Annotated in this window: 22 protein-coding genes; 16 read left to right on the forward strand and 6 right to left on the reverse strand. The window is 64.2% G+C overall.

The window, feature by feature from the left end; all coding sequences use genetic code 11:
* Positions 1-49: 49 nt before the first annotated feature.
* The 3 genes from mce to mtnK all read left to right on the forward strand — a co-directional run bounded on the left by mce (position 50) and on the right by mtnK (position 2,238).
* Positions 50-454 carry a methylmalonyl-CoA epimerase gene (mce, locus tag Q2M23_RS03110; RefSeq protein WP_057016476.1) on the forward strand — a complete coding sequence of 135 codons (405 nt, stop codon included), beginning with the start codon at positions 50-52 and terminating at the stop codon, positions 452-454.
* Between the two features lie 6 nt (positions 455-460).
* On the forward strand, positions 461-736 hold the full coding sequence (locus Q2M23_RS03115) for a DUF1467 family protein (RefSeq protein ID WP_057016477.1): 276 nt from the start codon (positions 461-463) through the stop codon (positions 734-736).
* Positions 737-933: 197 nt separating this feature from the next.
* Entirely contained in the window at positions 934-2,238 is a 1,305-nt protein-coding gene (mtnK, locus tag Q2M23_RS03120; RefSeq protein ID WP_253590128.1) for an S-methyl-5-thioribose kinase, read from the forward strand.
* 365 nt (positions 2,239-2,603) lie between these two features.
* Here the strand turns inward: mtnK and Q2M23_RS03125 are convergent, their stop codons facing one another.
* From Q2M23_RS03125 to Q2M23_RS03140, 4 genes are all read right to left on the reverse strand, one after another.
* Positions 2,604-3,638 (reverse strand): ABC transporter permease, encoded by a 1,035-nt coding sequence (locus Q2M23_RS03125; protein ID WP_038385101.1) that lies wholly within the window; start codon positions 3,636-3,638, stop codon positions 2,604-2,606.
* Positions 3,639-3,732: 94 nt separating this feature from the next.
* A complete protein-coding gene (locus tag Q2M23_RS03130) occupies positions 3,733-5,235 on the reverse strand; it encodes a sugar ABC transporter ATP-binding protein (RefSeq protein ID WP_057016479.1) in 1,503 nt (500 codons plus the stop codon).
* Positions 5,236-5,244: 9 nt separating this feature from the next.
* Positions 5,245-6,282: a sugar ABC transporter substrate-binding protein gene (locus Q2M23_RS03135; RefSeq protein WP_253590132.1), complete on the reverse strand. Its 1,038-nt coding sequence runs from the start codon at positions 6,280-6,282 to the stop codon at positions 5,245-5,247.
* An 88-nt stretch (positions 6,283-6,370) separates the two neighbouring features.
* Complete coding sequence (locus tag Q2M23_RS03140) at positions 6,371-6,796, reverse strand: globin (RefSeq protein WP_253590133.1); 426 nt, start codon at positions 6,794-6,796, stop codon at positions 6,371-6,373.
* 457 nt (positions 6,797-7,253) lie between these two features.
* On the opposite strand from Q2M23_RS03140, the gene Q2M23_RS03145 reads away from it, so the two are divergent.
* The 10 genes from Q2M23_RS03145 (at position 7,254) to Q2M23_RS03190 (ending at position 18,054) form a co-directional block, all read left to right on the forward strand.
* On the forward strand, positions 7,254-7,625 hold the full coding sequence (locus Q2M23_RS03145; RefSeq protein WP_283071450.1) for a DUF2946 domain-containing protein: 372 nt from the start codon (positions 7,254-7,256) through the stop codon (positions 7,623-7,625).
* 82 nt (positions 7,626-7,707) lie between these two features.
* Entirely contained in the window at positions 7,708-10,116 is a 2,409-nt protein-coding gene (locus Q2M23_RS03150; protein WP_316394174.1) for a TonB-dependent receptor, read from the forward strand.
* Between the two features lie 11 nt (positions 10,117-10,127).
* Positions 10,128-11,354 (forward strand): sialidase family protein, encoded by a 1,227-nt coding sequence (locus tag Q2M23_RS03155; RefSeq protein WP_316394175.1) that lies wholly within the window; start codon positions 10,128-10,130, stop codon positions 11,352-11,354.
* Complete coding sequence (locus Q2M23_RS03160; protein WP_168855894.1) at positions 11,351-11,848, forward strand: TlpA family protein disulfide reductase; 498 nt, start codon at positions 11,351-11,353, stop codon at positions 11,846-11,848. Before Q2M23_RS03155 ends, Q2M23_RS03160 begins: the two co-directional genes overlap by 4 nt.
* Before the next feature lie 35 nt (positions 11,849-11,883).
* The gene (locus tag Q2M23_RS03165; RefSeq protein ID WP_057016486.1) at positions 11,884-12,408 is read left to right on the forward strand and encodes a copper chaperone PCu(A)C; all 525 of its coding nucleotides are present in this window, start codon (positions 11,884-11,886) and stop codon (positions 12,406-12,408) included.
* Between the two features lie 7 nt (positions 12,409-12,415).
* On the forward strand, positions 12,416-12,943 hold the full coding sequence (locus tag Q2M23_RS03170; protein ID WP_253623827.1) for a YcnI family protein: 528 nt from the start codon (positions 12,416-12,418) through the stop codon (positions 12,941-12,943).
* A gap of 3 nt (positions 12,944-12,946) precedes the next feature.
* Positions 12,947-14,509: a copper resistance CopC/CopD family protein gene (locus tag Q2M23_RS03175; RefSeq protein WP_316394179.1), complete on the forward strand. Its 1,563-nt coding sequence runs from the start codon at positions 12,947-12,949 to the stop codon at positions 14,507-14,509.
* Positions 14,510-14,673: 164 nt separating this feature from the next.
* Positions 14,674-15,993 carry a proline--tRNA ligase gene (gene proS / locus Q2M23_RS03180; protein ID WP_316394181.1) on the forward strand — a complete coding sequence of 440 codons (1,320 nt, stop codon included), beginning with the start codon at positions 14,674-14,676 and terminating at the stop codon, positions 15,991-15,993.
* Between the two features lie 72 nt (positions 15,994-16,065).
* Positions 16,066-17,346 carry a lipoprotein-releasing ABC transporter permease subunit gene (locus Q2M23_RS03185; RefSeq protein WP_028339647.1) on the forward strand — a complete coding sequence of 427 codons (1,281 nt, stop codon included), beginning with the start codon at positions 16,066-16,068 and terminating at the stop codon, positions 17,344-17,346.
* Positions 17,347-17,355: 9 nt separating this feature from the next.
* On the forward strand, positions 17,356-18,054 hold the full coding sequence (locus tag Q2M23_RS03190) for an ABC transporter ATP-binding protein (RefSeq protein ID WP_016840545.1): 699 nt from the start codon (positions 17,356-17,358) through the stop codon (positions 18,052-18,054).
* A 109-nt stretch (positions 18,055-18,163) separates the two neighbouring features.
* Here Q2M23_RS03190 and Q2M23_RS03195 read toward each other — a convergent pair whose 3' ends face one another.
* Positions 18,164-18,436, reverse strand: a complete 273-nt coding sequence (locus Q2M23_RS03195; protein WP_057016489.1) for a DUF3551 domain-containing protein — start codon at positions 18,434-18,436, stop codon at positions 18,164-18,166.
* A gap of 115 nt (positions 18,437-18,551) precedes the next feature.
* Entirely contained in the window at positions 18,552-18,902 is a 351-nt protein-coding gene (locus Q2M23_RS03200; protein WP_225647479.1) for a DUF3551 domain-containing protein, read from the reverse strand.
* A 237-nt stretch (positions 18,903-19,139) separates the two neighbouring features.
* On the opposite strand from Q2M23_RS03200, the gene Q2M23_RS03205 reads away from it, so the two are divergent.
* From Q2M23_RS03205 to dnaE, 3 genes are all read left to right on the forward strand, one after another.
* Positions 19,140-19,874, forward strand: coding sequence for an outer membrane protein (locus tag Q2M23_RS03205; protein WP_057016491.1), 735 nt, complete (start codon positions 19,140-19,142; stop codon positions 19,872-19,874).
* Between the two features lie 188 nt (positions 19,875-20,062).
* The gene (locus Q2M23_RS03210; RefSeq protein ID WP_076825378.1) at positions 20,063-20,275 is read left to right on the forward strand and encodes a GDCCVxC domain-containing (seleno)protein; all 213 of its coding nucleotides are present in this window, start codon (positions 20,063-20,065) and stop codon (positions 20,273-20,275) included.
* A gap of 477 nt (positions 20,276-20,752) precedes the next feature.
* A complete protein-coding gene (gene dnaE, locus Q2M23_RS03215) occupies positions 20,753-24,277 on the forward strand; it encodes a DNA polymerase III subunit alpha (protein WP_316394186.1) in 3,525 nt (1,174 codons plus the stop codon).
* Positions 24,278-24,446 lie beyond the last annotated feature (169 nt).

Below are 24,446 nucleotides of genomic sequence, written 5' to 3' on the forward strand. Positions count from 1 at the left end.
TGTGAAGCGATTTTCCGAAAAGATCATGCTCAACTAAAGGGAGAGAGAGATGCTGGGCCGGCTCAATCACGTCGCGATCGCGGTCAAGGACGCCAAGCAGGCCGCGAAGATCTACGGCACTGCCTTCAATGCCGAGATTTCCGATGCGGTGCCGCTGCCGGAACACGGCGTGATTACCGTGTTCGTGACGCTGCCGAACACCAAGATCGAGTTCATCGAGCCGCTGGGCGAGACCTCGCCGATCGCGAAATTCGTCGAGCGCAATGCCGACGGCGGCATCCACCATGTCTGCTACGACGTGCCCGACATCATCGCGGCCCGTGACCGCATGATCGCCGAGGGTGCGCGGGTGCTGGGCGACGGCCAGCCGAAGATCGGCGCGCATGGCAAGCCGGTGCTGTTCTTCCACCCGAAGGACTTTTCCGGCGCCCTGGTCGAGATCGAACAGGCCTGAGGCCGCATGGCTTACCAGATCTCCACCGGACTTGCGATCTACTTCGTGCTTTGGTGGCTCGTGCTGTTCCTGACGCTGCCGTTCGGCGTGCGCAGCCAGCACGAGGACAATGTCGGCGCGCCCGGCACCGACCCCGGCGCGCCGATCCTGGCGCGGATGGGCCGCAAGCTGCTGTGGACCACGCTGATTTCCGCCGTGATCTTCGCGATCGCGATGTGGGCCTATCATTCCGGCTATCTCTCGATCGAGCGGCTGTCGAAGCTGATGGGGATGCCGTTCTGATACGCAGAAGTAGCCCGCATGAGCGAAGCGACATGCGGGATCACTTTCCCGGGTATCGCGGAGGCTGTCATCGGGCGCGCGTTCGCGCGACCCGTTGGCTCACCCGGGCTACGTACCGATGGGGATGCTGTTTTAGAAACTGATGCCAATGGAGCGGGGATCAACCTCGCCCTGGCATTGCGGAGGAGGCGACCACGATGAACCTGCAGTCCCAGCCGGGCTCCGGGCCGAGCGCATATCGAATCCTGCGGGAAGCCGATCTGCGGGATTATCTCGCGGGGCTGCCCGCCATCGTCGCGCAGCTCGGCGGCGCGCCGGCGGACTGGTCGATCAGCGAGGTCGGCGACGGCAATCTCAATCTCGTCTTCATCGTCAAGGGCGGAAGCGGCGGCCTCGCGGTCAAGCAGGCGCTGCCGTATGTGCGCCTCGTCGGCGAGAGCTGGCCGCTGCCGCTGTCGCGGGCGCATTACGAGCACATGGCGCTGGTGCATCAGGCGCGGCTGGCGCCGATGCTCGTGCCGGCGGTGCTGCATCATGATGCGCCGCTCGCGCTCACCGCGATGGAGCTACTCGAGCCGCACATCATCATGCGCAAGGGCCTGATCGAGGCCACGTGGTACCCGCGCTTTGTCGAGGATATCTCAACCTTCCTGGCGCAAACGCTGTTCTTCACGTCCGACCTTGCGTTGTCGGCCGCGGAGAAGAAGCAGGGCATCGCCGATTTCGCCGGCAACCACGCGCTCTGCAAGATCACAGAAGACCTGATCTTCACCGATCCCTACCGCATCGCCGAGCAGAACCGCTGGACCGCGCCGTATCTCGACGCCACGGCGGCGGCGTTCCGCGAGGACCTCGACCTGCATGTCGCGATCTCCAGGCTGAAGCTGAAATTCATGGCGAGCCCGCAGGCGCTGCTGCACGGCGATCTGCATACCGGCTCGATCATGGTTACAGACAGCGAGACCAGGGTAATCGATCCCGAGTTCGCCTTCTACGGCCCGATGGGCTTCGACATCGGCGCCGTCATCGGCAACCTCCTGATGGCCTATCTGGCCTCCGCCGGCCACGAGCGCACGCCGGGCGAGCGCGCCTCGTTCGAGGCCTGGCTACTCGCGACCATGGAGGGCGTCTGGAGCGAGTTTTCCCGAAAGTTCCTGGCGCTGTGGCGCAGCGAGGCGAACGGCGACGGCTATCCGGTGTCGCTATTTACCGGCGAGGCAGGTGCCGCGCGGTTGGAGGCAGAACGGCAGGCGTACATGGCGCGGCTGTTCGAGGACACCGTCGGCTTCGCCGCGGCCAAGACCATCCGGCGCATCCTTGGTCTCGCGCACAACATCGACTTCGAGTGGATCGCCGACGAGAAGCAGCGCGCGATCTGCGAGGCGCGGGCCCTCAAGCTCGCCCGCAATATGATGCTGGAGGCGCCGTCCTACACGACGATCGGCGCGGTCACCTACGCCGCCCGCGAGCTGCGCCACTGGCAGCCGGATTTTGCGAGGTAGCCGGGAAGCGTAGGATGGGTGGAGCGAAGCGGTACCCATCATTCTGACAGCGCGATAAGAGTTGATGGGTTTCGCTTCGCTCTACTCGTCCTACGCAGCGCGGCTTTCCCTGCGCCCTCTTCAACGCGAGGGCGGAACGAACAGCAAGCTCGGACAAATCATGTCGCGAGAATGCGGATGTTTGACTCACAAGCGATACACACTCGGCGTCGTCCCGGCAAAGGCCGGGACCCATAACCATCAACGATCATTGTTGAGCGACGCTGGAATGACGAGTTCCTTCAACAATACCCGCCGCGGCGTATGGGTCCCCGCTTTCGCAGGGACGACGAATGGAGAGAGCTGTGTGCTCAGCTCCTTCATCCTTAATCCGCCGCCTGTTCCCGCAGCCGCTGCGCGTACACGTTGATGATCAGCGCCGCGAGCAGGATCAACCCGCGGATCAGGATCTTCAGGAAGCTGTCGATATTGACGTGGTCGAGGCCGTTGTTGAGAACGCCGAGCACGAACAGGCCGACGATGGTGTTGCCGATGCCGCCGCGGCCGCCGAACAGGCTGGTGCCGCCGACCACCACGGCCGCGATCGAATCCAGCAGATAGGTATCGAACTCGTTCTGCTGGGCGCTGCCGAAATGGGCGACGCCGAGCATGCCGCCGATCCCCGAGCACACAGCCGAGATCACCATCACACTGCCGAGGATGAGCTTGACGTTGAGGCCGGCAAATTCCGCGGCCTCGCGGTTGCCGCCGACCATGTAGACGTAGCGGCCGAACCGTGTGTAGGTCAGCACCAGGTGGCCGCCGAGCAGCATCACCGCGGCGACGATCACGATCCAGGGGATGCCGCCGATCGAGCCGGAGCCGAGCGTCGTGATCAGGTCCGGCACCTTGTAGGCGATCTGGCCGCGCACCAGCAGCGCCGAGACGCCGGCCGCAATCTGCATCATGGCGAGCGTCATGATGAAGGAGGGGATGCCGATCATGGTCAACCCCAGCGCGTTGACGAGGCCGAGCAGCGCGCACAGCGCCAGCGCCAGCAGGATCGCGACGATGCCCGGCATCGGGACATTGGCGATGTTGACGTAGGATTCCTGCAGCGTGAAGTACGCCACCGCAATACCGGTGACGTTGGCGATGCTGGCGATCGACAGGTCGATCTCGGCGCACAGGATCACGAAGGTGAGGCCAACGGCGATGATGCCGGTGACCGACACTTGCGTGAGGATGTTGCCGACATTGTCGATGGTGGCAAACGACGGGCTCGCGATCGCGAAGAAGGCGCTGAGGAAGATCAGCGTCAGGAACGGCGCAATGTTGCGCATCTGCGAGCGCAGGAAGGGCGCCAGCCCGCGCGACCGCTGGTGATCCGCTCGCGCCGTGGCGCCGTCACTGCTTGCCATCATGTCTCTCCATCAAGCGCGATGAGGTGGTCATCGCGCTTTCTCTGTTTGTTTGAGCATCGGAAAACCGCTTCGCACTTTTCCGGATCATGCTCTAGGCCGCCTCCAGCAGCCGGTCCTTGCTGACCGCTTCGCCCGCGAATTCGCGCACCACCGCGCCGCGCTTCAGCACCAGGATCCGGTCGGCCAGCGACAGCACCGTCTCCGGCTCGGTCGACAGCACGATGATCGCCAGCCCCTTGGCGCGGAGATCGCGCACGATGTTGATCACGTCGTTCTTGGCGCCGACATCCATGCCGCGGGTCGGCTCGCACAGCACCAGGACGCGCGGCGGATAGGCTAGCCATTTCGCCAGCGCCACCTTCTGCTGATTGCCGCCGGACAGCATGCCGAGATCGAGGCCGACCACCGGCGGCCGGATCTGCAGTTGCTCGACCTGGCGCTGGGCGATCGCACGCTCGCGCACCGGCTTGAGCAGCAGCGCCGAGATCCGTTCGAGGATGCTGATCGAGATGTTCTTGTAGACCGGTTCCTGGTGGAACAGCATGGCGCGCCGGCTTTCCGGCACCAGGGCGACGCCGGCCCGTCGCGCCGCCGCGGTGCTGCGAAACGTCTTCGTGGCGCCGTCGACCGCAAGCGTTCCGCCGTCGGGTCGCAGCTTGCCGAACAGGATGCGCGACAGCTCCAGCTGCCCGCAGCCCATGAAGCCGTAGATACCGAGCACTTCGCCGGAGCGGGCCTCGAACGAGACGTCCCGCAGGCTGCGGCGCAGCGAGAGCTGATCCACCTTCAGCACCGCCGCGCCTCCGCTCGATTGCGGGAGCATCAGGTCATCGGTGTAGCTGTGTTCCAGCGCCTCGCCGCCGCGGCCGATCATGGCCTCGATCAGGGCGCCCTTGGTGGTGTCCGCGGACGCGGTCTCCGCGATCTTCCGCCCGTTGCGGAACACCGTCACCACGTCGGAGACCCGCAAAATGTCCTCGATGAAGTGCGAGATGAAGACGATGCTGGTGCCTTCGTCGCGCAGCCTGTGCAGCGTCGCAAAGAGGCGTTCGACCTCGGGCGGAGAGAGGGCGGAGGTCGGCTCGTCCAGGATGATGATGCGTGCGCCGGAAAACAGCACGCGAGCGATCTCGATCAGCTGCTGCAGGCCGATCGGCAAATCGCCGAGCCGCGTCATCGGGTTGACGTCGATGCCAAACCGGGCCAGCTGCTCGCCGGCCTCGCGCGCCATCCGCCGCCATTGCACGAAGCCGAGGCGGTTGGTCGGCTGGTTGCCGAGGAACACATTCTCAGCGACCGTGAGATCAGGCGCGACGCTGAGCTCCTGATGCACCATGCCGATGCCGGCGGCGTGCGCGTCACGGGTGGAGCGGAAGCGGGTCTCCTTGCCGTCCAGCATGAAGCGGCCGGAGAACTCCGGATGCACGCCGGCGATGATCTTCATCAGCGTACTTTTTCCGGCGCCGTTCTCGCCGACGAGACCATGGATCTCGCCGGCGTGCAGCGCGAAGTCGATCCCACGAAGGGCTTCGACGCCGCCGAAGGCCTTCGTGATCTGGTGCAATTCGAGGATCGCCGAGCGTCCCTGCGTCATGAGGCCCGCTCAGATCAGGAAATGATCCTCCATCCATTGCATGCCGGCGGCGTTGGCCTTGGTCACGACGGGACCGTCGGTCACGACATTCTTCGGAATGCCCTGGCCGCTCTTTTCGCCGCCGACCACGGCGGCGACGCCCGCGACGATCGCGCCGCCATGGATGCGGCAGGACGGATTGCGGACGGTCGCGAACATGCGGCCTTCGCTGACCGCCTGAATCGCCGGCGGCATGGCGTCGACACCGCCAATCAGGATGTTGGTGCGGTTGCGCGCCTTCATGATGTTGTAGGCGGCGAGCGCCATGTCGTCATTGTGGAAGAAGGCGGCGTCGATCTGCGAGTATTTGGTCAGATAGGTTTCCCAGAGCCGGGCGGTCTTCGAGACGTCCCAGTCGGCGGGCTGGGTATCCAGCACCTCGATGTTCGGGAACTGCTTGATGACCGAGTTGAAGCCCTTGGCGCGGCCCTGCGCGCCGGTATGGCCGAGCGCGCCCTGGGTCATGATGACCTTGCCCTTGCCGCCGATCGCGTTGCACAGCGCCTGCGTTACGGAGGCGCCCATGAACTCGTTGTCAGGTGCGAGGAACGAGTGGACGTTAATTTGATCGAGAGGAGCAATAAGCGTGTCCATGTCGATCACGGGGGTCCCGGCGTCGATCATCTTCTGCACCGGCTGGGTCAGCGTGCCGATGCCGAACGCCTGGATCGCGACGAAGTCCCATTTCTGCGACGCCATGTTGTCGATCGCGGCGCGCTGCTTGACGGCATCGAGCTGGCCGTCGAACCAGGTCACCTCGACGTTGAACAGCTTGCCCCAGAACTCGGCGGCCTGCTTGCCTTGCGCACACCATGTCGCCTGCAGTCCGGCGTTGGAGAATGCCGCCTTCAACGGCTTTTCCGAGCGTCCCATTTCGGCGGCGAGCGCGGACGTCGTCATGCCCATTCCGCCGAGCAGGCCGGCCGCAGCTCCACCTGCCGCCGCCATCTGCAGAAGGTCGCGCCGCGTCGTCGACGCCTTGTCCATCCCCTTGTCGGTCCCTGGCATTGCTTGCTCCCTCTTCGTTTTTCTGACCGTCGGCGTCAATTGCACGCGCCGCGGATAAAGCGAGTGTGTCACAATCGGAACGGTGATGCTACGGCCTCTCGTCCACGAGATGTTTCTGCTGCAGCACGATGGCTTCGATGTCGCCGAGCAGCTTGTGCCACGCAGCATCGATCTCCGCAGTCCACTGCTCGCCGAGAATTTCACGCAAGCTGTCGGCAATCACGGCGAAGAACGCGACGAACAGTTCGCGCGGCGTTCCGTAGGCGTCGTGTGAGAACACTTCCGATTCGATCAGGCGAAAATGTCCGCAGCGCTCCCCCGCGAAATCGAGGATGGCTTCGATCGTCAGCGCCAGCATCGAGCCTTTCACCGGCTCGCTGCCTTCGGTGCGAAACATCGCCTGCGTCTCGGGATGTTCGCGAAACAGGCGGCGATAGACTGAGGGTGTCAGATCATCGCAAGCCGCGGCTGCGAGTTCAAAGCTGCGTTCGATCGGATTCGATGATGGAGTCATAGCGGATTGCGATCATCACATAAAAAAAGAGCAGGGCTCAAAGCCCTGCTCCAAAAATTGTGTCGACCCTATTTGCCCCAAAAATTCGATTTGATCTTGATTGATGGGGTGACGCTGCTTGTGCGCGTCGGGCTCCTCCCGAGACTTGGACCACCAGGACACACCTCGCGGCTGGCCTGAGCCCGAATTGGTAGACTATCTTTCCAGGCTTGTCATCATTTTCGGCAACGATTGTTCAATTTTCGAGCAATTTGCGAAATGATTGGGATGGCGCCACCGGCGGTTGTGACGGGAGATGCAAAACACGTGGCAGGGTAAGGGGATACGACTGATTTCGGAGTTGCCGTGACGCAGGTGCCACGCTCGGTTATTTCCGTCGGCTGGAAGAAGAGGGACGCATTGGCGATCTCGACTTCCGGCGTTCATGGTGGTTAGTTCCGTCGTGGATGGTTTTGCGATGCGCCGGCGGCTGAAGAATTTTCTGCCCATCGTCCTGGTTGCCCTGCTGGTGCAGATTCTTGCACCGATCGGGGCCTGCTGGGCGGCGAGCCTTGCCGCGTCCGATCCGCTCGCGGCCGCCACCATCTGCCACGGCGATGCCGGCTCCGGAGCCGGGCAGGGCGACCAGACCGGTCACGACGCCCATGACGGCTGCTGCTCGGCGTGCAGCGTGCTGCAGACCGGTGCGCCCGTTGATGGCCCGCAAGTTACGGCCCAGGCCGTCGAACGCCTGCCGAGGCGGATCGCCTGGCTTGATTTCGCCTCCGAGTTCGATCGTTCGCGCGCCGGCCTCTCGGCGCAAGCCCGCGCGCCGCCGCTGTTTTCCTGACGACCTTGTCGCTGCCGGTGCGTCCCGCGCCAGCAAGTGCCCTTGAGCAAGCCGGCCGGAGCGCCGGTGTCAGGATTCATCCATGTTTCGCTATCATCCGCTGGAGGCGGCAAGCGTGCTCGCGCTGGGCGCGACGCTTTGCGCATTGCCGTCCGCTGCCGAAGCCCAGGCGCCCAGCACAGAGCTACCCTCCGTCACCGTCGAGGCGCCCCGGACGGCGGTGCGCGCCAAGCCGGCGGCGCAGAAGCCGCGCGTTCGTGCCGCGTCCGTGCGGCGGCCGCCGAAGCCGGCGACAGCGCCAGCCGTGACGGCGGCCCCAGCGGACGGCGCGAGGCCGGGGGAGACGCTTGCCGCGACCCGCGACGGTTTGAACCGGGCGCCGACAGGCCAAACGCAGACGACCATCGACCGCAGCCAGTTCGACAACCGACCGGCGTTCTCCGTCGCCGATGTGCTGCGCGACAGTCCGGGCATCTCGATCAAGCAGGGCAACGGCCCGCGTGATTTCGGCATCTCGATCCGCGGGTCGAATGCGCGGAACGGCTTCGGCATCCGCAACCTCGTCATCTTCGACGACGGTTTCCCGGTGACCCAGCCGGACGGCCTGTCGCGCAGCGACCTGATCGATCCGCATGCCTATGGCGCCATCGACGTGGTCCGCGGGCCGTCATCGGCGCTCTACGGCAATTATGCGACCGGCGGCGCGCTGAATTTCAGGACCCGGCCGGGCGGCAAGATCGACGGCGTCGAGTATGGCGTCGACGGCGGCAGCTTCGGTTACCTCAACAACTATCTCGCGGCGGGCAAGAAGGTCGGCAATTTCGAGGCCTCGCTGTTCGCGAGCGACGCGCGCGGCGACGGCTACATCGGCAACAGCTGGTTCAACACACAGACCGTTAATTTCCTCGGCACGCTGCAGGTCACGCCGGACGACCGCTTCACGGTGAAGCTGATCAACAACGACCTGACGACGCGCCTGCCGATCCGCTCCTCGCTCAACCAGTTCTACCAGAACCCGTTCCAGCAGGGCTGCACGACCGGCGCGACGGCCGCGCCGGGATGCGCCACCGTGACGTTGTTCAACAACGGATTCAACGCGGCGGCCGGGACCGACAGGGAGACCGCGGTTCAGGCCGGTCTCGGGCGCGACGACCGCCGTACCATCGTCGGCGGCCGCTGGGAGCACGACTTCGACAACCAGACCACCTGGCGCAACCAGTTCGTCTTCGACGACCGCAATATCAATCAACCGACGGGATCGACGAGCGCGATCGGCGACTTCCCGTCCTACAACTACATGAGCGACGTCGTCAGACGCGGCGATATTTTTGGGCTGGATTCGACGACCTATTTCGGCGGCTTCTACAATACGCTCACCGCGTCGAGCGACACGCGCAATGTAATGCCGGGCGGAAATGCGACGCTCGGAAGCCTGTCGAGCAATTTGTTCAGCACGACGACAAATTACGGTGTTCGCGCACGCGAGGAATTGAAGCTCACGTCTGCGCTGACGGCCGTTGCCGGCATTGGCTGGGAGGCCACCAGTCTGACGGGCCGGAACACCGCCTACAGCTACGCCGGCGCGGCCGGAACCACGACCACGGCGATCACGACGGCGGACCGGCAATTCCAGAATACCGCGCCCGAGCTCGCATTGCTGTACCGGCTGAGCAGCGAGTGGCAAGTCCGTGGACGAGTGGCAACCGGATACGGCACGCCGCAGGTCGGCAATTTGTTCGTCCTGCCGAGTGGCGCCTCGGGCAACAACACCCAGCTGCGGACGCAAAAGAATCTCGGTTACGATGTCGGTGCCGACTGGACACCGAACAACGCGCTCAAGCTCAGCGTCACGGGCTTCTACGAGTTCTTCAAGGACGAGCTCGTTTCTCAGGCCACGCCGCTTGCGGGCATCTCCTACACGTTCAACGCGCCGCGATCGGAGCATCGCGGCGTCGAGCTGGCCGCCGACTGGAAATTCCTGCCGGGCTGGCGGTTCTCGGCGGCCTACACTTATCTCGACGAGGTCTACACGGAATACGTCGAGAACATCACGAACGGCGCGGTGTTCAGCTTCAATCGCGCCGGCAACAAGATTCCCGGCATTTCGCCGAACGAGCTCACGGCGCGGTTGGGCTACGACCAGCTGTCGGGTCAGTTTCAGGGACTTGGCGGGTTCGTCGAAGTGCAGTGGAAGGACAGCTTCTACATGGACAACGCCAACCTCTTGAAGGCGCCGGGCTATGAGCTGGTCAATCTCAATCTGCACTACAAGACCGATCTCGTCTCCGATTATTTCAAGGCGCTGAACCTCTACATCGAGGTGAGGAACGTCTTCGACCGGACGTACGTGGCGTCGGCGAACAACATCTCAAATTCGGTGACCGCGGCAGGCATTCAAAATCCCGCGAGCGTACTGGCGAACTCGACCAACTCGATCTATGCCGGATCGCCGCGCGCCGTCGTGGCGGGCATGAAGATTGCGTTCAAATGAGGAGCGCATCGATGACCTATCGCAAACCGGTCGCCCTGACGCTGCTTGCATCGCTCATGCTCGCGGCCTTGCCGAGCCTTGCCGTCGCACAGATGAGCCATCAGCACGCCTCCGAAGCGGCCTGCGAAGAGACGGCCCTGCGCTGCGCGACCAAGGTCACGCCCGCCTTTGGGCGGGATGGGACATTGTGGCTGGTGTGGATGGCCGCAGGCCATATCTCCGTCGCGAGCTCAAAAGACCAGGGCAAGAGCTTTTCCACACCGGTGCAGGTCACACGGGAGCGGCTCAGTCTCGATTGGGGACCGGATGCGCGGCCGAAGCTTGCGATCGATGCCAAGGGCAACATCGCTGTGGCCTTCTCGATCTTCCGCGATCAGAATTTCAACGGTCAGGTGCTGACCACGCGATCGACCGATGGCGGGCGCAGCTTCGATGCGCCGAAGCCGATCACCACGAACAATGAGAGCCAACGGTTCGAGGCGATCGGTTTCGATCCTGCGGGGGCGATGTTTGCCGCGTGGCTCGACAAGCGCAACCGCGTGCCGGCGCAGCAGCGCGGCCAGAAATATGACGGTGCCGGATTGTTTTTCGCGTCATCGGGAGATGGCGGAGCAACCTATTCCGACGCGCGGCTCGTCGCCGACAACACCTGCGAGTGCTGCCGCCTCGCGCTGGCGTTCGATGGTGCGGGCCATCCTGTGGTCGTGTTCCGGAACATCTTTGAAGGCGGCGTGCGCGACCATGCGGTCGTGACGTTCTCCGATCTGGCTACGCCCGGCGAGATCCATCTGGTGAGCCGCGACGACTGGCAGATCGCGGCCTGTCCGCATCACGGTCCGAGCCTGACGATATCGCGCGAAGGAACCTACCATGTGACGTGGTACACCAACGGCAAGGCGCGCAAGGGATTGTTCTATGCGCGCTCGCACGACGGCGGCAAAACCTTCTCCGATCCGCTTCCGGTCGGTCAGCCGAACCGCAGCCCGTCACGGCCGCAGATTATCGCGGGGCCGCAGGGGCTTGTCATGGCCTGGAAGGAATTCGACGGGCAGAAGACGACAATCGATCTCATGACATCGCACGACGATGGAGCGACATGGTCGAAGCCAACGGTGATCGCGGATACCGCCGACAGTTCCGACCATCCGCTGCTCGTCTCGAACAGCCGGCAGACCTATCTGTCGTGGATGACGAAGGCCGACGGCTACCATTTTCAAGCGATCGAGGGCGAACCATGAAGCGTTATCTGCTCGCGGCGCTGGTCCTGCTCGCAACGCTGCCGACTGCACTGGCGGCGGGAGAGGGCGCGCCAAGGCCGTTTGAACGCGGCAGCTGGCAAAAGCTGCTGCATGCGCATGCCGGTCGTCCGACCCTGGTGCATTTCTGGGGAGTGACCTGCGGACCATGCAAGGTCGAGCTGCCGGAGCTTGGCCAGTTCATGAAGGATCATCCCGGAATCGATATCGTCACGATCAGCGCGGATCTGGTTCCCAACCTTCCGGAAGCGACGCGATCGATGCTGGATCGCGCCGGCCTCGGCGCGGCCGAAAACTGGATCTTCGACGACGGCTTTGCCGAGCGGTTGAGATTTGAGATCGATCCGGCCTGGCAAGGCGATATCCCGCGAACCATGCTGATTTCCCGGGATGGAACGATCACGACGATCGAAGGGGCGGCCGAAATCGCCGATCTGAACAAATGGTCCAGCGCCCAGTCGGCAGCAACCCGATGACACTTGAATTTCAACTTGAAAGGAAATCCGTCGCCATGAAGACGCTCTCCCGCATCCTTGCCCTCGCAGCGCTGACCGCTGCACTCGCGTCGACGTCCGCGCGCGCGGAGGACGTCAAGGCCGGCGATCTCGTGATCACGCAGGCCTGGACGCGCGCAACGCCGAACGGTGCCAAGATCGGCGGCGGCTACCTGACGATCGAGAACAAGGGGACGACGCCCGACCGGCTGGTGTCAGGCACCGGCGATGTTGCCGGCAAGATCGAAGTCCACGAGATGTCGATGGACAATGGCGTGATGAAGATGCGTGCGCTCGACAAGGGCCTCACCATCGAGCCCGGCAAGACCGTGAAGCTCGCGCCGGGCGGCTATCACCTGATGATGTTCGATCTGAAGAATCCGCTGAAGCAGGGCGACAAGGTGCCGGTCACGCTCGAGTTCGAAAAGGCCGGCAAGGTCTCGGTCTCGCTGGACGTGCAGGCCGTCGGCGCGCAGGGGCCGGGCGGCGGTCATTCCGGCCATGGCGACCATTCCGGTCACATGGACATGAAGAAGATGTGAGGCAGCCATGCGATCACAGACGCTCCTCATTGCCACGGCGGCGCTGCTCGCAGCGCAGCCGGCGATCGCGCATATCACACTCGAAGGAAAGCAGGCGGCGGTCGGATCGTATTACAAGGCGGTGTTCGCCGTGCCGCATGGCTGCGCGGGCTCGGCGACAATCAAGATCCGGGTGCAGATTCCGGAGGGCGTGATCGGAGTTAAGCCGATGCCGAAGGCGGGCTGGACTCTCGATGCGGTCACCGGCAAATACGCCGCCCAATACGACTATCACGGCGCCAAGCTTTCCGAGGGCGTCAAGGAAGTCGCCTGGAGCGGTGGCAAGCTTGCGGACCAGAACTACGACGAGTTCGTGATGCAGACGTTTCTCACCGATACCTTGAAGCCCAACACCACGTTGTACTTTCCGGTCGTGCAGGAGTGCGAGCAGGGCGTCAGCCGCTGGATCGATACCCCAGCCGACGGGCAGGGCGGCGGGCACGACCATGGCAGCAAGACACCGGCTCCCGGCGTCAAGCTGCTGCCGAAGTCGTAAGCGATGCGGCTGGTCGCAAACCTCGCAGCGCTGCTCGTGGCGCTGTGTCTTGCGACCTCAGCCCATGCGCATGCCGTCCTGATCGGCGCCGAACCGGCCGACGGCAGCGTGGTGGCTGAAGCACCCAGGACGGTGGTGCTCCGCTTCAACGAAGCGGTGGCGCCGACGGCGGTCAGCCTGCTCGACGCCGCGGGCAAGCCGCGCGACGTCGCGTTCCGCGCCGTCGACCAGTCGGTGATGGTGACGCTGCCGGCGGGCCTGCCACAGGGCACGCAGGTGGTCAGCTATCGCGTGGTGTCGCAGGATGGCCATCCGGTCGCGGGCTCGCTGCTGTTTTCGATCGGCGTCGTCACCGGCTCGGCGGCGCCGTCAAGCGACGGCGTGCTCGATGTGTTGATCTGGCTGGCGCGGCTCGGGCTCTATCTGGGCCTGTTTGCCGGCGTCGGCGGCGTGTTCTTTGCGGCCTGGATCGGGCAGGGCCCGGCCGGCGAACGGCTGATCATGTGGTCGCTGAAGATCGGCCTTGTCGGCGCGATCGCGTCGCTTGGACTGCAGGGCGTCGACCTCTTGAACCTGCCGCTGTCGGGCATCGTGACGTGGGCGGCGTGGGCCAGCGCCGCCGGCACCAGCTTGTTTCCCGCGCTGCTGCTCGCGATCGCCGCGATGCTAATCGCGGCGATTGCCTGGCGCAGTCCGTCGTTCGGTGCAGCTTTCACCCGCACCGCGATCGCAATGATCTGTGTCGGGCTGTCGTTTGCGGTCAGCGGCCACGCCGCCACCGCTTCGCCGCAATGGCTGACGCGAGCCGCGCTGTTCATCCATGGCGTGGGCGTGGCGTTCTGGATGGGCGCGCTCGCGCCGCTGGCGGTGCTTGCCTGGCAGCGCAAGGATTCGCTGCTGCGGGTGCTGCGGCATTTTTCGACGATCGCGGTGCCGGTCGTCGCGTTGATCGCCTTGTCGGGCCTGGCGCTCGCGATCGTCCAGCTCGACAGTTTTCACGCGCTGATCGACACCGGGTACGGCAACATCCTGGTTGCGAAACTGGTGCTGGTGGTGTTGTTGCTCGGGCTCGCTGCGCTGAACCGGTTGGTGTTCACGCCGGCCATCGCGCGCGAGTTTCATCGGACACGGCCGCTGCAGCGCTCGATCGCGCTGGAATTCGTGCTGATGATCGCCATTCTCGGCCTCGTTGCACTCTGGCGCTTCACGCCGCCGCCGCGCGTGCTGGCGATGTCGGCCGATGTTCCGCTTGCGGTCCACATTCACACCGATGCCGCGATGTTCCAGGTGCTGATCGCGCCGGGCAAGGTCGGGCAAAATGACTTCGTGCTGCAGCTGATGAACGGCGATGCCAGCCCGTTCACGGCCAAGGAGGCGACGCTGACGCTGAGCTTGCCCGAGCGCGGCATCGAACCGATGGAACGCGCCGCCGCGCGCGGTGCCGATGGCTATTGGCACGTGCGCAAGGTGCCGTTGCCGGTGCCGGGCCGCTGGCACATGCAGATCGACGCCTTGGTGACCGATTTCAAGAAAGTGACGCTGGAAGACGATTTCGAGGTCAGGTAAAGCCGCGGTCGGCGCGCTGGGCACTTCGATGGTACGCAATTCGTTCAAATGGCCGAAAATCGCCTGATTTGAAGGGTTTTTCTTATTTGGCGGCCTTGTGTTTTCACAGCCGATCCGGTTTCACTGCAGCTCTTCCCACGCTTTCCTGATTCCCGAGTAACGCCATGCGATTGTCGCGGTTTTTCCTGCCCATCCTGAAAGAAAACCCGAAAGAGGCGGAGATCGTCTCGCATCGGCTGATGCTGCGCGCGGGCATGATGCGGCAGGAGGCTGCCGGCATTTATGCCTGGCTGCCGCTCGGTTTCCGGGTGCTGAAGAAGATCGAGCAGATCGTTCGCGAGGAACAGGACCGCGCCGGCGCGCTCGAGCTCTTGATGCCGACGCTGCAGCTCGCCGATCTCTGGCGCGAAAGCGGCCGCTACGACGCCTATGGCCCGGAGATGCTGCGCATCCTCGATCGTCACAAGCGCGAGCTGTTGTACGGGCCGACCAACGAGGAAATGATCACGGAGATTTTCCGCTCCTACATCAAGTCCTACAAGAACCTGCCGCTCAACCTCTACCACATCCAGTGGAAATTCCGCGATGAGCAGCGTCCGCGCTTCGGCGTGATGCGCGGCCGCGAGTTCCTGATGAAGGACGCCTATTCGTTCGACCTCGACGAGGCCGGCGCGCGGCGCTCCTACAACAAGATGTTCGTGGCCTATTTGCGCACCTTTGCGCGGATGGGCCTCAAGGCGATCCCGATGCGGGCCGAGACCGGCCCGATCGGCGGCGACCTCAGCCACGAATTCATCGTGCTCGCGGAGACCGGCGAGTCCGGCGTCTACATCAACCGCGATGTGCTGGACCTGCCGGTGCCGGGCGCGGACGTCGATTATGACGGTGATCTGACGCCGATCATCAAGCAGTGGACTTCGGTCTACGCCGCGACCGAGGACGTCCACGAGGCTGCGCGCTTCGAACAGGAAGTGCCTGAGGCAAAGCGGCTGAACACGCGCGGCATCGAGGTCGGCCAGATCTTCTATTTCGGCACCAAATATTCCGAGACCATGAAGGCGATGGTGGCCGGTCCCGACGGCGTCGACGTGCCGATCCATGGCGGCTCCTACGGCGTCGGCGTGTCGCGTCTGGTCGGCGCGATCATCGAAGCGTGTCACGATGACGCCGGCATCAAATGGCCCGAGGCCGTCGCGCCGTTCCGCGCCGCGATCCTCAATCTCAAGCAGGGCGATGCCGCGGTCGATGGCGCCTGCGAGCAGCTTTATCGCGAGCTCTCGGCGAAGGGCGTCGACGTGCTCTACGACGACACCGACCAGCGTGCCGGCGCCAAGTTCGCCGCGGCCGATCTGATCGGCATCCCGTGGCAGATTCTGGTCGGACCCAAGGGGCTTGCGGACGGCAAGGTCGAAGTGAAGCGTCGCAGCGACGGCTCACGCGACAATATGAGCCGCGCCGACGTGGTCGCGAAGCTCGCGGGTTAAAGTTTATTCACGCCGTGCTGATCGGCGGGGTAATCCGGCCACATTTGGCCCGAATCATGGGATTATCGACAGATGGATGAGACCATGAGCGAGCCAGTCCGTACCCCGCCCTTTGCGCCATTCGAATGGCTGCTGTCCGGACGCTATCTGCGCGCGCGCCGCAAGGAAGGGTTCATTTCGGTCATCGCCGGCTTTTCGTTCCTCGGCATCATGCTCGGCGTCGCCACGCTGATCGTGGTGATGGCGGTCATGAACGGCTTCCGCAAGGAATTGCTGGACAAGATCCTCGGCCTCAACGGACACATTCTGGTGCAGCCGCTGGAATCGCCGCTGACCGACTGGAAGGATGTCGCCGACCGCATCAGCCAGGTGCAGGGCATCCGCCTCGCCGCACCGGTGGTCGACGGGCAGGGGCTCGGCTCATCGCCGTTCAACGCCGCCGGCGTCTTCATCCGCGGCATCCGCGCCGACGATCTCAACAACCTCACCTCGATCGCCAAGAACATCAAGCAAGGCTCGCTCGAGGGCTTTGATGAGGGGCAGGGCGTCGCGATCGGTCGCCGCCTCGCTGACCAGCTTTCGCTGCATGCCGGCGACATGATCACGCTGGTCTCGCCGAAGGGCGCGGTGACGCCGATGGGCACCACGCCGCGCATCAAGCCCTACAAGATCACTGCGGTGTTCGAGATCGGGATGTCGGAATATGATTCGACCTTCGTGTTCATGCCGCTGACCGAGGCGCAGGCCTATTTCAACCGCAACAACGACGTGTCCTCGATCGAGGTGTTCACCACCAATCCGGACAAGATCGAGACCTATCGCAAGCTGGTGACCGAGGCGGCCGGCCGGCCGGTCTTCCTGGTCGACTGGCGGCAGCGCAATTCGACCTTCTTCAACGCGCTTCAGGTCGAACGCAACGTGATGTTCCTGATCCTGACCATGATCGTGCTGGTCGCGGCGCTCAACATCGTCTCGGGACTGATCATGCTGGTGAAGGACAAGGGCCAGGACATCGCGATTCTGCGGACCATGGGCGCCTCGCAGGGCTCGATCATGCGGATATTCCTGATCACCGGCGCATCGATCGGCGTCGTCGGCACGCTGGTCGGTCTGCTGGTCGGCTTGCTGATCTGCTTCAACATCGAAACCATCAGGCAATTCCTGTCGTGGCTCACCAACACGGAATTGTTCGATCCGACGCTGTATTTCCTGTCGAAGCTGCCTGCTGAAATCGATTTTGGCGAGACGCTCGCCGTCGTGATCATGGCGCTGACGCTGTCCTTCCTTGCGACGCTCTACCCGTCGTGGCGCGCCGCGCGCCTCGATCCGGTCGACGCGCTCCGGTACGAATAAGGAGCGCACATGGCGGAGGGGGCGGAAGACACACCGGTCGTCTATCTTCATGACATCAAGCGGGAATACCGGCAGGGCGAAGCGACGCTGACCGTCCTGAACGGCGCCAATCTCGCGCTGTGGCCCGGTCAATCGGTGGCGCTGGTGGCGCCGTCGGGATCCGGCAAGTCGACATTGCTGCACATCGCGGGCCTGCTGGAGACCCCCGATGACGGCGAAGTCTATGTCGCGGGCACGCCGACCTCGCAGATGTCCGACGTCGACCGCACCCAGATTCGCCGTTCCGATATCGGCTTCGTCTATCAATCGCACCGGTTGCTGCCGGAGTTCTCGGCGCTCGAGAACGTCATGCTGCCGCAGATGATTCGCGGCCTCAAACGCTCCGAAACCGTGAAACGGTCGACCGAGATTCTCTCCTATCTCGGGCTCGGCGATCGCATCACCCATCGCCCAGCCGAGCTCTCGGGCGGCGAGCAGCAGCGTGTCGCGATCGCGCGCGCGGTTGCCAACGCGCCCCGGGTACTGTTCGCGGACGAGCCGACCGGCAATCTCGATCCCGGCACGGCCGACCACGTCTTCAACGCGCTGATGCAACTCGTGAAGGCGACCCGGGTCGCGATGCTGATCGCGACTCACAATCTGGATCTCGCCGCGCGAATGGATCGCCGGGTGTCGCTGTCGAACGGACAGGTTGTCGAGCTCGAATAGTGCGCCGTCGCGTGAACTGGCTAGCGGTGCGCGTGAAGAAGCCGCGCTAAGACGAGAGAATCCGGAGCCTTTTTCCGTGTCGCTTCGATCGGAACGAAATGCTTCTGGCTCAATAAGCGGGGCGAGGCCGTCTGCCGGATGCTCTCGGCTGCCTGTCGATCGGCGGCCCGGCATAATAGGGGTTGTTGATGCAGATCGCCGCGAGGCCGGACGCCGAAGCCTGGCACTGCGCGATCGAAGTGTAGCCGCAGTCGGTATCCTCACCGCCCCATCGGTAGTTGGTTTTGCAGACCGGCGAGGTCGAATCGTATTTCTGGGCGCTGGCCGGCGCGGCTGCCAAGGCCAGGAGTGTCGGCAAGAGTGCCAGAATCAGACTGCGCATCAGAAATCTCCTCGTCGGCGCCGGCAATGCTGATGCCGAGCGCGCGCGAATAGGCACCTGTGCGCAGCGCCGGATCAACTCACATTCCCGCGCCGGGGTTGCCGGACCGAGCGTATCAGTGGATGAACAGGTCGAAGAAATTGCCCTCACGGCGGTCCCGCGGGGACACGTGAAGATACGAGCGCGGGTCGTTGTCGCCGGCATAATAGGGGTTGGCGATGCAGTTCTGCCCGATGCCCGAAGCGGTGGCCAAGCACGCCTCATACGATGGATAGGAGCAGTTGCTCAGGCCGGGATAGCGGTCGCCTTGAATGCAGAACGGGTAACGCACGCCGACGGCATGCGCGGGCGCAGTCCCCAGCGTTGCAAGTGCAGCCACCGATGCCGCAGCAGCAAGAATCATCGTCCGCATCTGCATTCCTTTTGCTGCGAAGATTCGACCCTGGCGACGATCCAAATCGGACAAGCCGGTTCCGGTCAACGATCTTGCGCCCAGCTGCGCACGCAGATCCGAATTGTGAAGATTGTGCGGCAACTATGTGGCAAAAACTCCAGGAAGTGCCCGTAATACAGTATTAACTTCAAATTTGAGCGAAGTCGTTTGGCCCTGCCTGTTGCCGCGAAGTTACAGCAATTCCGCCGGCGGCTGCTATGACGGTGTCTCGCGGCCTTGGGGGCCTGTAGAAAAAGTTGGAACGGGAAAATGAAAAAGATTTTGCTTGTCACCGCCAGCATGCTCGCGCTCAGCGCGACTGCTGCCTCCGCGGCTGACCTCGCGGCTCGCCCTTACACCAAGGCTCCGCCGCCCATGGTTGCCGCTGTTTATGATTGGACTGGCTTCTACATCGGTATCAACGGTGGTTGGGGCCAGAGCCACGACAACCGTTCGGTCGACGGCTTCGGCGGCGTCGGAAGCTACGACGCCAACGGCGGCACCGTCGGTGGCCAGATCGGCTACCGCTGGCAGGCCGGCGGCTGGGTGTTCGGTCTGGAAGCTCAGGGCAACTGGGCTGACTTCTCCGGCAGCACCGGCAATCTGGTCGTCCCGGGCGGCATCGTTCGCTCGAAGACTGATGCGTTCGGCCTGTTCACCGGTCAGATCGGCTACGCCTGGAACAACGTCCTGCTGTACGCCAAGGGCGGTGCTGCGGTCACCGATCGCAACTTCCAGTTCCTCAACGCGGCCGGCAATCTGGCGTCCGAGACCGGCTTCGACACCCGTTGGAGCCCGACGGTCGGTGTTGGCCTCGAATTCGCCTTCTCGCAGGGCTGGTCGCTCGGCGTCGAGTACAACCACATCTTCGAAGACACCCATGGCGCGACCTTCGTGACCCCGGCTGGTGTTGCCGTGACCGGCTTCCACACCGGTGGCGACACCGACATGGTCCTGGGCCGTCTGAACTACAAGTTCGGTGGCCCGGTCATCGCGAAGTACTGATCGCTCGCTTAATTCAAGCGGCATCGAAAACCCCGGGCTTCTTCGGCCCGGGGTTTTTTGTTGGCCTGGCGGCGCCGGCCCGTCGGCCAGGAGCAGGGGACGGGCTTTGCCCGTCCGCTTCGGGATTCGGGTCGGATTTGATTGGACGAGGCCTTCCGACCGAACGGTCAACGCCGCATATTCGCGGCATGACGGACCTGCAGCTGACTTCCCAACTGACGTGCCCGTCCTGCGGCCATGTCTCCATCGAGACGATGCCGACCGACGCCTGCCAGTTCTTCTATGATTGCAAGGGCTGCGGCACTCGCCTGAAACCGAAAGCAGGAGATTGCTGCGTGTTTTGCTCATACGGAACGGTCCTTTGCCCTCCCAGGCAGGCTGGGAATTGCTGCGGTAACTAGCTCCCCGGAGGCTCAAGACGAGTTCGCCATCCGGATCACTGTCGGCGGCGAGACGTCGGCCGCTCAGGAATTAACCACAGGGGTCACTTCTCGAACTGGGTCGCCGGCATTGCTTGACTCCTAGAACAAAAAAGGAACAATGTTCTGCATACGTTCCGGTTCAGGGAGAGCGGCCATGTTGAAGATTTTCGTGCAAGAAGCTGCAGCGCTGGCATCGATCACGCTGTTCGTCGGGATGATCGCGGTGTGGGCCCAGCTGATCACCCAATTCTGAAAATGCGCCCGCGGGGACAGGGGCATCGCCGGCGGCATGGTCTGCCCCTGGGGAAAAGCAGGAGGACTTGCCGCCACGCCGCGTTCGGCGTGGACTTCACAGGGGTCAGGCCCCACCATGGGATTGCGAGTCGGGTCTGACACTTTCGAGTTCCGGCCCTGGCGCTCGCTCCATCCCTGACTCAAGAGATTCCGTAAGCAGTCATGCCGAATGCCGGATTCGTTCACCTTCACGTTCATTCCGCTTATTCGCTGCTGAAGGGCTCGATCAAGATCGCCAAGCTGGGCGAGCTCGCGAAGGCCGACCGCCAGCCGGCGCTGGCGCTGACCGATACCGACAACATGTTCGGCGCACTGGAATTCTCGGACAAGATGGCCGGCTACGGCATCCAGCCGATCGTCGGCTGCGAGCTGGCGGTGGATTTCGGCGACGTCGATCCGAATACGCGGAGCATCCTTGCGACGACGGGCCCGGCGCGAATCGTGCTGCTGGCGGCGCGCGAGCGCGGCTACCGCAGCCTGATGCGGCTGAACTCGCGGGCGTTCCTGGAGACGCCGGTCAACCAGACCCCGCACATCAAGTTCGATTGGCTCATCGACGACGCCGAGGACCTGATCGCGCTGACCGGCGGCCCCGACGGCCCGATCGCGCTGGCGCTCCGGGCCGAGCAGGCGGCGCTGGCGATCACCCGCTGCGAACGCCTGGCCGGCCTGTTCGGCGATCGCCTCTACATCGAATTGCAGCGCCACGGCGCCGACAAGGAACGCCGCACCGAAGGCGGCCTGATCGATCTCGCCTACAGCAAGGGCCTGCCGCTGGTGGCGACCAACGAGCCGTATTTTGCCAGCAATGACGACTACGAATCGCATGACGCGCTGCTCTGCATCGCCGGCGGCCATCTGATTGCCGAGACCAACCGCGAGCAACTGACCCCGGATCACCGCTTCAAGACCCGCGCGGAAATGGCGGTGCTGTTCGCCGACATCCCGGAGGCGCTGGCCTCGACGGTGGAGATCGCCGAGCGCTGCTCGTTCCGGCCGAAGACCCGCAAGCCGATCCTGCCGTTCTTCACGGTGGGTGCCGCCGCCAGCGCCGATGCCGCCGCCGACGAGGCCGCCGAGCTGAAGCGCCAGGCCGAGGAGGGGCTCGCGAATCGCCTGCGGGTGCACGGTCTCTCGCCGGGAATGACCGAAGAGGACTACAGCAAGCGGCTTGCCTTCGAGCTCGACGTCATCACCCGCATGAAATACGCGGGCTACTTCCTGATCGTCTCCGACTTCATCAAATGGGCGAAGGCGCAGGGCATTCCGGTCGGGCCGGGCCGCGGCTCCGGCGCCGGCTCGCTGGTCGCCTGGGTGCTGACCATCACCGACCTCGATCCGATGCGGTTTGCGCTGCTGTTCGAGCGCTTCCTCAATCCCGAACGCGTCTCGATGCCGGACTTCGACATCGACTTCTGCCAGGACCGCCGCGGCGAGGTGATTCAGTACGTGCAGGAGCGCTACGGCCGCGACCAGGTGGCGCAGATCATCACCTTCGGTACGCTGCAGGCGCGCGGCGTGCTGCGCGACGTCGGGCGCGTGCTGCAGATGCCCTATGGGCAGGTGGACAAGCTGACCAAGCTGGTGCCGCAGAATCCCGCAGCGCCGGTGACGCTGGCGCAGGCGATCGAGGGCGAGCCCAAGCTGCAGGCGTTCCGCGACGAGGATCCGGTGGTGGCGCGTGCGTTCGATATCGCGCAGCGCCTCGAAGGCCTGACGCGCCATGCCTCGACGCATGCCGCCGGTATCGTGATCGGCGACCGGCCGCTGAGCGAGCTGGTGCCGCTCTACCGCGATCCGAAATCCGACATGCCGGTCACCCAATTCAACATGAAATGGGTCGAGCCGGCGGGCCTCGTGAAATTCGACTTCCTCGGCCTGAAGACGCTGACCGTGCTGGACGTCGCGGTGAAGCTGCTCAAGCAGCGCAACGTTCATGTCGATCTCGCGACGCTGCCGATCGACGATGAGCCGAGCTATCAGATGTTGGCGCGGGGCGATGTCGTCGGCGTGTTCCAGGTGGAAAGCCAGGGCATGCGGCGCGCGCTGATCGACATGCGGCCGGACCGCTTCGAGGACATCATCGCGCTGGTGGCGCTGTATCGCCCGGGCCCGATGGCGAACATCCCGACCTATTGTGCGCGCAAGCACGGCGACGAGGAATCGGAATATCTGCATCCGATCCTGGAGCCGATCCTGAAGGAGACCTTCGGCGTCATCATCTATCAGGAACAGGTGATGCAGATCGCGCAGCAGATGGCGGGCTACTCGCTCGGCCAGGCCGACCTGCTGCGCCGCGCGATGGGCAAGAAGATCCGCGCCGAGATGGACAAGCAGCGCGACATCTTCGTCGACGGTGCGATGAAGAACGGCGTAGGCAAGGGCCAGGCCGAGACGATTTTCGAACTGCTCGCCAAGTTCGCCGACTACGGCTTCAACAAGAGCCACGCGGCGGCCTATGCGCTGGTGTCGTACCACACCGCCTATATGAAGGCGCATTACCCGGTCGAGTTCCTCGCGGCGTCGATGACGCTCGAACTCAACAACACCGACAAGCTGTCCGAATTCCGTTCCGAGGCGCAACGGCTCGGCATCAAGGTCGAGGCGCCCAACATCAATCGCTCCGGCGCGACCTTCGAGGTCAGCGAGAACACGATCTACTACGCGCTCGCCGCGCTGAAGGGCGTCGGCATCCAGGCGGTCGAGCAGATCATCGAGGAGCGCAACAAGAAGGGCGCCTTCACCTCGCTGGCCGATTTCGCCGCGCGGGTCAGCCCGCGCGCGGTCAACAAGCGGATCATCGAGAGCCTCGCGGCGGCCGGCGCCTTCGATACGCTGGAGCCGAACCGCGCGCGCGTCTTCGCCGGCGCCGATGCGATCCTCGCCGCCTGCCAGCGCAGCCATGAGGCGGCGACCTCGGGCCAGAACGACATGTTCGGCGGCGCGGCGGATGCGCCGAGCATCATGCTGCCGCAGATCGAGCCGTGGCTGCCCGCGGACCGGCTGCGGCGCGAATATGACGCCATCGGCTTCTTCCTGTCGGGCCATCCGCTCGACGACTACGCGACCGCGCTGAAGCGGCTGCGCGTGCAGTCCTGGGCGGAGTTCTCGCGCGCGGTGAAGACCGGCGCCACGGCGGGCAAGGTCGCGGCAACCGTGGTGTCGCGCATGGAGCGGCGCACCAAGACCGGCAACAAGATGGGCATCATGGGCCTGTCGGACCCGACCGGCCATTTCGAAGCGGTGCTGTTCTCGGAGGGCCTTGCGCAATACCGCGACGTGCTCGAGCCGGGCGCGGCCGTGCTGTTGCAGCTCGGCGCCGAATTGCAGGGCGAGGACGTGCGGGCGAGGGTGCTGCACGCCGAGCCGCTGGATCACGCCGCGGCCAAGACGCAGAAGGGCCTGCGCATCTTCGTCCGCGACACCAAGCCGCTGGAGTCGATCGCCCGCCGCCTCAACATGCCGGAAGCCGCGCCCGCCCCGGGCGGCGCAGCAAAGGTACCGGCCGTGAAGCCGGCCGCCGCGCCGCCACCGGCGGCGGGGGCCGATGGCGACGTCTCGCTGGTGATGATCCTGGACCTCGAAACCGAGGTGGAGATGAAGCTGCCCGGCCGCTACAAGGTCTCGCCGCAGATCGCCGGCGCGATCAAGGCGGTGGCGGGCGTGGTCGACGTGCAGACCCTGTAAACTGGGGACTCCGGACGCCAAACAGGGCCGTTTCGGCACGATTTGGGCCCGGCCGGCCGGTGTAACCGGCCGTATTTCCTTGCTTCTGGCGCAAATCGCGCTATATAGCGCGCCATCTCACACGGAAACATGGCTCTCAAGGCCGTCCGGTGGCAACCGGGCCATTCAG

The organism is Bradyrhizobium sp. 33ap4 (assembly GCF_032654765.1).
GTDB classification, from domain to species: Bacteria; Pseudomonadota; Alphaproteobacteria; order Rhizobiales; family Xanthobacteraceae; genus Bradyrhizobium; species Bradyrhizobium australafricanum.